The organism is Streptococcus sp. A34, assembly GCF_043674115.1.
GTDB lineage: Bacteria > Bacillota > Bacilli > Lactobacillales > Streptococcaceae > Streptococcus > Streptococcus suis_V.
The window spans coordinates 1-10,690 of record NZ_JBIMJM010000052.1; the positions used below are offsets into that span (position 1 = coordinate 1).

The 10,690-nt window shown below is 41.8% G+C and carries 7 protein-coding genes and 1 pseudogene; 2 read left to right on the forward strand and 6 right to left on the reverse strand.

Annotation, left to right across the window (positions count from 1 at the left end; translation table 11 throughout):
* Positions 1–84: 84 nt before the first annotated feature.
* A pseudogene (locus tag ACHBGV_RS09735) lies at positions 85–1,029 on the forward strand (peptidoglycan bridge formation glycyltransferase FemA/FemB family protein); the annotation flags it as partial.
* A 29-nt stretch (positions 1,030–1,058) separates the two neighbouring features.
* Positions 1,059–2,699: a polysaccharide biosynthesis protein gene (locus ACHBGV_RS09740; protein WP_105123093.1), complete on the forward strand. Its 1,641-nt coding sequence runs from the start codon at positions 1,059–1,061 to the stop codon at positions 2,697–2,699.
* A 53-nt stretch (positions 2,700–2,752) separates the two neighbouring features.
* On the opposite strand, the gene tpiA is transcribed toward ACHBGV_RS09740, so the two are convergent.
* From tpiA to ACHBGV_RS09770, 6 genes are all read right to left on the reverse strand, one after another.
* The gene (gene tpiA / locus ACHBGV_RS09745) at positions 2,753–3,505 is read right to left on the reverse strand and encodes a triose-phosphate isomerase (protein ID WP_004298713.1); all 753 of its coding nucleotides are present in this window, start codon (positions 3,503–3,505) and stop codon (positions 2,753–2,755) included.
* A 173-nt stretch (positions 3,506–3,678) separates the two neighbouring features.
* A complete protein-coding gene (tuf, locus tag ACHBGV_RS09750) occupies positions 3,679–4,875 on the reverse strand; it encodes an elongation factor Tu (RefSeq protein ID WP_012775011.1) in 1,197 nt (398 codons plus the stop codon).
* Positions 4,876–4,998: 123 nt separating this feature from the next.
* Positions 4,999–5,952, reverse strand: coding sequence for an anti sigma factor C-terminal domain-containing protein (locus ACHBGV_RS09755; RefSeq protein ID WP_394736237.1), 954 nt, complete (start codon positions 5,950–5,952; stop codon positions 4,999–5,001).
* Entirely contained in the window at positions 5,939–6,436 is a 498-nt protein-coding gene (locus tag ACHBGV_RS09760; RefSeq protein WP_172009373.1) for a sigma-70 family RNA polymerase sigma factor, read from the reverse strand. Before ACHBGV_RS09760 ends, ACHBGV_RS09755 begins: the two co-directional genes overlap by 14 nt.
* 122 nt (positions 6,437–6,558) lie before the next feature.
* Entirely contained in the window at positions 6,559–9,255 is a 2,697-nt protein-coding gene (ppc, locus tag ACHBGV_RS09765; RefSeq protein ID WP_172022511.1) for a phosphoenolpyruvate carboxylase, read from the reverse strand.
* 8 nt (positions 9,256–9,263) lie between these two features.
* Positions 9,264–10,496, reverse strand: a complete 1,233-nt coding sequence (locus tag ACHBGV_RS09770; protein ID WP_172094706.1) for an FtsW/RodA/SpoVE family cell cycle protein — start codon at positions 10,494–10,496, stop codon at positions 9,264–9,266.
* Positions 10,497–10,690 lie beyond the last annotated feature (194 nt).

Below are 10,690 nucleotides of genomic sequence, written 5' to 3' on the forward strand. Positions count from 1 at the left end.
GGGCTAGCCCAGACAGCTTAACCTCTGGATCTCTAGTTATCAATGAACTTGTTGCACTTGACTTGACAATGTGCGAAAAAACTTAATGTACTCGAGCTAGTAGTAAAACCCTTTACAACTTATCAAACTTTTGATAGTTATGGCAATCCAACCTGCGAACCACGAGATCTAATCATCAAGGATTTAATTGATTTGGGCTATCAACATCAAGGATTACAAGTGGGATTTGATAGTGGAGACTGGTACTATCTGAAAGATCTATCTGCTGTAACTGTTGATACACTTACAGCATCCTTTAGTAAAAATGGTATTCGACAAGCTAAAAAGGGGCATGAGCTAGGTATTAAAATAAAAAGCATCTCAAGAGATGAACTTGATTTATTTCATACCATTACATCCGCTACTTCTAAACGTCAAGGATTCGAGGATAAGGATCTCGAATATTATAAAGTTATTTTCGATACTTGGGGAGAAGAGGGAGCTGATTTTCTTGTAACAACTATTAATTTCCAAGAATACAAAGAAAAAATTTCAGAAATTATAAACCAATTGCAAGCTGAAATCAAACCAGTGGAAGCCCAGCTGAGTGAGACCCCTGACAAATCAAAGTTAAAAACTAGATTAAACACTCTCCAAATACAAATAGAAGCCCAGCAAAAAAAATTAAGTGAAGCGGAGAGGCTGGTAGAACGATATGGCAATCAAGAAACTTACCTATCCGCTGGATTATTCGTATATCTTGATAAAGAAGCTTACTATCTTCATGGGGGATCCTATCCAGAATTCAGCTCATTCCCTGCTCCTACACTTTTGCAAGAGTATGTTATGAAGAAAGCAATAACCAAAGGAATATATACATATAATTTTCTCTGTTTTAGTGGCCTATTTGATGGAAAAGACGGCGTCCTTCGCTTTAAACAGAATTTTAATGGCTATATCATGAGAACTCCTGGCGTTTTTACCTACCTTCCAAGACCTTATAAGTATCAGTTCTATCAATTGATCAAAAAATTTTTGCGACGCTCGTAACTTCATTAGTAGAAAAAATTGAGAAACACATGACACAAACACAAAATCAGCTTACACAAAAAGATCAAATGCTACGTGGAACATTTTGGTCCACTATCAGTGATTTCATCAGTAGATTACTTGGAGCACTTTATATTATTCCATGGTATTATTGGATGGGCCAATTTGCAAATGAAGCAAATGCCCTCTTTTCCATGGGTTATAATATTTATGCAACTATCCTACTTTTTTCAACATCAGGTATAAATGTCGCGCTTTCTAAACAAATTGCGCGCTACAGTGTACAGAATCAAACCGAAACAATTGCAGCATTGATAAATGGCTTTTTGAAACTAATGGTTGTCTCTGGCCTCTTCTTTTCCACCTTGATGTACTTCACTTCTCCACTATTATCTGAAGGTATGGGACTCGGGCACGATTTAGTCCCAATTCTCCATAGTCTATGCCTTTCAGTCCTTGTATTCCCAGCAATGTCAACGATTCGTGGGATATTTCAGGGCTATGCCAATTTGAAACCAAATGCACTTAGTCAAATATGGGAACAAATTATTCGCGTCATCTGGATGTTACTGACCACATATATGATTATGCAAGTGGGCAATGGAGACTATAAAGTTGCAGTTATGCAATCAACATTGGCAGCATTTATTGGTATGGTCGCCAGTGTTATCGTATTGCTTTATTTCCTAAAAAAAGAAGGACTTTTTCACCTTCTAAAAAAACCAAAAACGTCTACATTGGAAATTGATGTTACATCCTTAGTAATTGAAACCTTTAAAGAAGCTATTCCATTTATCATTATCGGATCTGCTATCCAAGCCTACCAGTTGATTGATCAAATGACCTATATACGAGTGATGGAATCCGTAACAAACTTTGATGTCAAACGGTTAATGGTTCTCTACTCCTATATGTCGGCCAATCCCAATAAAATTGTCATGATTTTAATTTCAATTGTCAATTCAATAGGTGGTATTAGCATCCCACTTTTAACAGCTAATTTCTTGAAAAAAGATCACGAAGCTTCTGCTAGTTTATTGCAACACAATATAAAATTGATGAATCTATTCATCATCCCAGCTCTTACTGGTGCCCTGCTCCTTTCAAATGAACTGTATACTATTTTCTATTCCCAACCGGAATCGATCGCCCTGCAATTATTCAACCATGCACTAATTCAGACATTATTCTTATCCGTGTATGGACTTTTATCACCAACTCTATTAGCATTTTTCGAAGGCAAACGAGCGATTAGTTACTTCCTTATTGGTTTCATCGTAAAACTTATTTTACAGATTCCATTCATCTACCTATTTCATTCAAATGGTCCACTTGCAGCAACTAGTTTGGCTACCTTAACCGCCATCATTCTTATGTATCGCCGTATCCACCAGTTGGTGGGACTTGATCAAAGCCTACTCATAAAACACCTTATCCAAGTTCTATTTGCCACAATCCTAATGGGAACACTTGTCTTCCTTGGGAGAATTGGTCTGGATTTATTCCTAATCGGTACTGGAAAACTAACCATGTTGATTAAACTAGTGCTCTTATCTGGTATTGGTGTTCTTACTTACGGCTACCTAACTCTAAGATCACAGATTCTTGATGATATTCTTGGGACGAAGGCAAATTCTCTACGAAGAAAATTCAACATTACACCCAAATAATAAAAATAGGATTTCCCACCATCACGTCGTAGGAAATCCTATTTTTTATTTTATTAAAAATTTAATAATGCTAAGAAGCTTTCCGCTTCAAGTGACGCACCACCAACGAGGGCACCGTCAACGTCTGGACACGCCATGTATTCAGCAACGTTTGATGGGTTTACAGAACCACCATATTGAACACGAACCTTGTCAGCCACTTCTTGACCGAAGTCAGCAGCAACAACGTCACGAACTGCTTTACACATATTTTGTGCATCGTCTTTAGTAGCTGATTTACCAGTACCGATTGCCCAGATTGGCTCATAAGCAATCACAAGTGATGCTACCTGTTCAGCAGTCAAGTCTTTCAAAGCTGCAGAAACTTGAGCACCTACAAATTCAACTGCTTTACCAGCTTCGTATGTTTCAAGTGACTCGCCACAGCAGATGATTGGTGTCAAACCATTACGGAAGATAGCGTGTGCTTTCTTGTTGATGTCTTCATCTGTTTCATGGAAGTAATCACGACGTTCTGAGTGACCAATAACCACATAGTTAACACCCATTTCAGCCAATACTTTTGGAGATGTTTCACCAGTGAAGGCACCAGCATCTTCAAAGTAGCAGTTTTGAGCAGCAACTTTCAATTCAGAATCCTTAGCGAACCACAAAAGAGCGTTCAAATCAACAGCTGGAGCTGCGATAGCTGCTTCGATTTTATCGCCAGCAGGCAATTTACCTGCAATCGCCTCAACGAAAGCTTGTGCTTCTTGAGGATTTTTGTTCATTTTCCAGTTACCGGCAATGATTGGTTTACGTGACATTTCACATACCTCTTCTATTTTTATTGTACAAGGTTCATTATATCACAAAGTCATGGAAGATTAAAGTATTTCATGCCTTTTATGAAAGCATACAGAAAAACTCCCTGCCAGAGACAGAGAGTTTACAATTAAGTTGTCTGACTATAATTGTTATATCTGGGAACGTAATCGAATTAAGCTTCGATTTCTGTAACCATACCTGAACCAACAGTACGTCCACCTTCACGGATAGAGAAAGTAGTACCTTGTTCAACGGCGATTGGGTGGATCAATTCAACGTCGATAGTAACGTTATCACCAGGCATTACCATTTCAGTACCTTCTGGCAATTTGATTGAACCAGTTACGTCAGTTGTACGGAAGTAGAACTGTGGACGGTAGTTGTCGAAGAATGGAGTGTGACGTCCACCTTCTTCTTTAGTAAGGATGTAAACTTCACCTTTGAATTTAGTGTGTGGGTTGATAGAACCTGGTTTAGAGATAACTTGACCACGTTCGATTTCATCACGTTGTACACCACGAAGAAGCACACCAACGTTATCGCCAGCAAGACCTTCGTCAAGTTGTTTACGGAACATTTCAACACCAGTAACAACTGCTTTAGATTTTTCTTCTTGAAGACCAACGATTTCGATTTCGTCGTTGACACGAACTGTACCACGGTCGATACGTCCTGAAGCTACAGTACCACGACCAGTGATTGAGAATACGTCCTCGACTGGAAGCAACAATGGTTTATCAGTGTCGCGTTCTGGTTCTGGAATGTACTCATCAACAGTGTTCATCAATTCCATAACGATGTCTTCGTACTTAGAGTCACCTTCAAGGGCTTTAAGAGCTGAACCTTGGATAACTGGAAGATCATCACCTGGGAAATCATATTCTGAAAGAAGGTCACGGATTTCCATTTCAACCAACTCAAGCAATTCTTCATCGTCAACCAAGTCAACTTTGTTCATGAAGACGATAAGGTGTTTAACACCAACCTGACGTGAAAGAAGGATGTGCTCACGAGTTTGTGGCATTGGACCGTCAGTTGAAGCTACTACAAGGATCGCACCGTCCATCTGAGCAGCACCAGTGATCATGTTTTTAACGTAGTCCGCGTGTCCTGGAGCGTCGATGTGAGCATAGTGACGTTTTTCAGTTTCGTACTCAACGTGTGCAGTGTTGATAGTGATACCGCGCTCGCGCTCTTCTGGAGCAGCATCGATAGACGCATAGTCTTTAGGTTGGTTAACTGATGAAGGCAAGCGACGTGCCAATACAGTTGTGATAGCTGCTGTCAAAGTAGTTTTACCGTGGTCAACGTGTCCAATTGTACCAATGTTAACGTGGGGTTTACTACGATCGTATTTTTCTTTTGCCATTTTGGTAAAAGCCTCCAATAAAATATATTTTATAGATAGACAGTAGGCAATACGGTCTAACTTTACCTTACTATTCTATCAAATTGTAGCAGAAATGCAAGCATTTTCTATTTTTTTTGTGATTTATTCCATGTAGAGCTGATAATAGGGCTGATTTTGGATGGAAGCACCGATGCTTGAGGATGCAATCCAAGTTTGATTTTCTAAGGAAACAAAGTTTTCTGCCGGTCCTGTCAGGATGACACCAGCAAATTCTAGCTTGTCAATTTCCTCCTGCTTGGTGAAGTCTGTATCGCCGAATTTAGCAATGTAGTCTTCTACATCATTGAGAGGAAATCTGTCAAAACTTCCCTTATCTTTTTTTGAGAGTTCAATATATTCCTTCATCATCTGAATACCAGACTTAAACTCCACCTGGTGTTCTGCTGGAATATCAGCTGGAAAACTTCTCAGACTCTGCTCTTTGAAGCCGAACAGCTCATCCGGGGTCACCAAGGTACGGTCCCTGTGACAGGTCCCAATCCAGTACCAATTTTGCTTAAGATTTTCTGGAATCATCTGCTTAATCTGACCCAGTGTGTACTTCTTATCAAATCGAATGGCAACTTCTACCAGCTGACCGTCCATGTCCTTAAGATATTTGAGCTGATTCTTTTCTCCCCATTCCGTAAAAGTGGGAAGCTTGGTATTGCTTGAATAATCATAGAGAAAATCTAAACTAGCCCCTGGGGAGTTCTGAGTAGGGTCATAGTGCATACTAAAGAGGGTAAAGTAGACTTCCCTTTGACCAAAAGAAATAGGGACACCAGCTATATCCTTGCTCAAATTATAGTAGATTTTACCTGAAAAAAATCCCGTTTCTTGTATTTTTATCCCATCATGGCGAATGTTGGGATAGGCGATTTCTGTCAGCAAATTGTACCGTTCTCGCTCGCTATTAATGTGTGCACCGTAAATCATTTTAACCATCCAAGAACCAATAAAAAGGAAAACAAAACCAATGAGCAGGGATAAGCTGATTGTTTTTAGCAGGTGTTTCCTTCTACTCTTCTTGGTTACAATTTCAAAAGTCTTCATAGTGATACCCCTTTTCTGTCAAGGTCTTGGCCAATTGTTTCCGCCCTCTGTGGAGATTGATTTTAACTAAGCCTTGAGATTGACCTAAAATTTTGGCAATCTCCTTGGTTGTCATCTCCTGAAAATAGTAGAGGTCCAAGACTAGCTGATACTTGCTCGGCAGCTCTGCTATTGCCCGATAGAGCGGCTCATAAGACCTGTCGTCAAATTTTGTCCAACCATTTTGGTGGAAAAATTCCTTCTGTAAGATGTCATGATAATGTTTGTCCCGCCTGTATTTGTCAATGTAAGCTCGGACAGCCGATCGATAGAGCCAGGCCCTGAGTTTCTCGAAAGGAAGGACAATATCGGAGGTGAGAATTTTGACCAGAACATCCTGGGCAATATCCTGGCTATCTGCAGGATTGGCGCCTGACTGTTGCAGATAGTAGGAAATTTCCTCAGCTATAGCAATGACTTCTTTTTCATAATCATCTAGTTTGATACTGCTCCCCTCCCTTCACTAATATAACGAATGAATCTGCAATCGGTTACAGAACTTTTCTATATCCATTATACATTTTTTGACAAGCAAAAAACAACCTCCGCAGAAGTTGTTTTCGTCTCTTATCCTGAATTTCGGAGGCCTGTCGCCACACCGTTGATGGTGATGTGAATCAGGCTTTCCTGCTCTTTGCTGAGCTCCCCACGACGGAGGCGGTTAATGAGCTCAATTTGGATATAGTTAAGAATATTGAAGTAAGGCATGCGGTAGTCCAGACTGGCCTTGAGGAAAGGCAGTTCGTCTAGCAACTCTTCATGTTGCTCAATAGACAAAATCATGTCTTTAGTCAGTTGCCACTCATCTAAAATGGCATGGAAGATATTACGAACTTCCTCTGTCTCACACATTTTGGCGTATTCAAAGGCGATGTTCATGTTGGACTTAGATAAGACCATGTCTACATTTGACAAGAGTGAACGGAAGAAAGGCCAGCTCTCGTACATTTTTTGTAGTTTAGCTAGATTTTCAGGCGCCTTGTCAATATAGCGTTTGAAACTAGAACCAACACCATACCAACCTGGCAGCATGACACGGTTTTGTGACCAAGAGAATACCCAAGGAATGGCACGGAGTCCACCGATTTCAGTAATGGTCTTACGGGCTGCTGGACGAGAACCGATATTCAAACTGGAAATCTCACGGATTGGCGTCGCGGCAAAGAAGTAATCGTAGAAACGAGGATTATTGAAGACCAGGTCGCGGTAAATAGTATAGCTATCCGCCACAATCTCATCCATGGTTTCACGGTAACTACCAATTTCATCCGGATCCGTAATCATCTGCGTTACCATACGATCCAGCGTTGCAGACACCAGCATTTCCAAATTGTAGTAAGCTGCGTCCTTGTTACCATATTTATTACCAATCACCTCGCCCTGCTCGGTCAAACGGATACGGTCTTTGATAGAACCGAATGGCTGGGAGGTAATGGCATCATATGATGGACCACCACCACGACCAACCGTACCACCGCGGCCATGGAAGAAGGTAATCTTGACACCATTTTCTTGACCGATTTGGGTCAATTCATTCTGGGCCTTGTAGAGGGTCCAGCCTGATGACAGATAACCACCGTCTTTATTGGAATCCGAATAGCCCAACATGATTTCCTGGTAATATTTATTGCCAGCAATCCAGCGTTTGGTCAGGTCTAATTTCAGATAATCACGCATGGTAGCAGCAGCATTGTCCAAATCTTCAATGGTTTCAAAGAGTGGAACAATCTGAACACGGGCCTTGTCGACATCAACCAGACCAACCTCCTTGAGTAAGACTGCCAATTCTAGCAAGTCTGATACGCTCTCTGAGTGGGAAATGATGTGCTGTTTGATGACCTCTTCACCTAGCTTATCCTTGAGTTCACGCGCTGTAGCAAAGATTGCCAACTCTTTTTCCAACTGCTCTGACTTGGCTACATGGGTTGCTGACAGGATGCGTGGGTCTGTTTCCAATTGTTTGAGGAGCACATGGCACTTAGCCTCTTCTGACAGGCTTGAATAATCTTCAACAATCCGTGCAGATGCTAGGAGCTCTCCTACACTTGCTTCTAAGATAGATGAATCCTGGCGCATGTCGATGCTGGCCAAGTAGAAGCCGAAGGCTTCAATCGCTTCTAAAATCTCTGTCAAATCTCCCTTAATCAGTGCCGCTGTTTTATTTTCTTTCAGGGATTTCTTGATAGCCAGCAGGTCAGCCTTGAAAGCAGCAACGTTTTCATAGCGATCATCAGTTGGTTTGTTGTGCACGAGGTAATCACGCGTGTTTGCCAACTTCATCTGGATATAATGGAAGGCACGGCGGTAGGGTTCGTTTTCACGATAGACAGACTGATCCTGTGACAAATCAGCCAATTGCTGAACTGCCGGACTGACCTTGACAATAGTGGTCGACAGTGAGAAATTACGGTAGAGCTTGTAAAGCTGCTCATCGTAATAGTTCATAATCACTTGGCACTGGGTCAGGGCTGATAATTTCAAGGTTTCGGCCGTCACAAATGGGTTTCCGTCACGATCACCACCAATCCACATACCCATGGTAATAGGACGCGGATTATCCAACTCAATGCCCTTCTCGGCAGCCAGACGCTTGTACTCCCCTTGGAGCTTGGTCACTGCCTTAATGAAGGAGGAATTGTAATACTCCATGACATTGGTAATTTCATTGGTAACCTTGAGTTTCTTCTCCCGCGTCATATCCGTCTGCATGATGATTTCGATATAAAGACGCAGTTGGTCTTCCCACTTGGTCCGGTTCATCAAGCCCAATTTGACATCGCGGTAACGACGGAGCAATTCGTGGATATGCTTGGTCAAATCCAGCATGGACTGGCGTTGAACCTGAGTTGGGTGGGCCGTCAAGACAGGAACGACATTGAGTTTTTCAAGGATTTCAGCCGCATCCTCATGTTTGGACACCATATCAATTGTTGTGGACATTTTTCCTAGATAATCATGACCAATATTATTCTGATGGTTGATTTCATAGGCCAAGTCCACATCTTCAGAGATGTTAATCAAGAGAGGTAAGACAGCGAAATAGCGAGAAATCACAGCCAATTCGTCATTATTTAACTGGCCGATAATATCAATCAAGGCTTGGTAGTCATCCTCATGCGAGAGCTGAGAAAGCTCCAAAATTTTCTGAAAGGTCTCTGCAGACATCATCTGCCCAGCTACCTCTTCAAGGATAGTGGTTAGGATAGCAACTTCTTCCTTGATAGCATCCTTGTTGTTGTAGTTTTCTAACTTCTGAATTTTCATATTTCTCCCTAACTTTCTGTTTTAGCCATAGTCTGCTCTATTTCCTCTTCCCAGAGCTCCCGTTTTTCATTTGCATCAATATTTAAAACAAAGGCAATTCCTATAGAAATAACCAACAAGCTATTCCCTCCTTGTGATAGGAAGGGGAAGGTCACTCCCGTAGCGGGAATCAAGCCGGAAATACCACCGACATTGACAAAGGTCTGAATCAGCATCATCCCTGCTACTCCCAAAGCCATCATGGAATTGAAGGGGCGTCTAGCCCGGATACCCACCACAATAATTCTCAATATCAAAAAGAATAAGAGGGCGAGAATCAGGGAGGCTCCGACAAAGCCTAATTCTTCGATGACAATGGAAAAGACAAAGTCTGTATGGGCTTCTGGCAGATAGCCATTTTTCTCAATAGAATTTCCCAAGCCTCTGCCCAGCCAACCGCCATTACTCATGGCGTAGTAAGAATTGGTCAGCTGCAAACCTGATTCTGTCGCGTTTTCAAAGGGATTGAAGTAGGCTGAGAAGCGACGGGCAATATAGCCAAAGACGGGAATCTGTGCCACCAAATCAACCCCTAAAATCCGAATGGAGCCCAACAAAATGGTTGCTCCCAGGACCAAGGCCATCAGGACTGTTGAGAACCAGCGATAAGCCACACCACTGACCGTTACCATGACCAAAATAATCAAAACTACAATCGTAGCATTCCCCAAATCGGGTAGGCTGGCTACCAACCCCAGGAAAAACAGGCTGACAATCCGCCAATCATTAAAGGCCTTGGGCATCCAGCTTCCCTTAATCAAGGCCTGGTAATCATAAACCTGGATATCCCTCTGCATAGCGGAAAATCGTGCCGCCAGGTACCAGACAATCAATAATTTCAAGTATTCCGCCGGTTGGAGACCGATGATCCCCCCCGGTCCCAAGCGAATCCAACCGTGGGCACCATTGACCGGATCAAAGAAATGCGACGCGACCAACATGGCTACTTCCAAGAGGAGAAATAAGCGAATCAGCCCCCTCTTCTTCAGGACCGTCAATTTCATCCGGTAGATGATAAACATGGCTACCAAACTCAGAATCCAGAAAAGTCCCTGGCTAATGACCATGCTAAAAGGATTTCCGCCCTTTTGTATTTGTAAGGCACTGGTTGTTGAATAGACAATAATCAAGCCAATCACTGAAAGAATCAGATAGGGCAAAAGAATAGAATAGTTCAGCAAATGCCGTTTATCAATCTTCATTGGTTCTCCTATAAAAAACAAGTTCTATGCTGTATATTATTTCTATTATAGCATAGTTTCATCAAAAAACGAGAGAATAGCCAAGCAGATTCAAAAATAAGGAACATTATTCTGTTCACGGCAAATTTCAATTCCGAGTTAGCCACCTATAAGAAATTCTCTCGGTGACTTGTAGCCCAAACATTTTTTGGGAT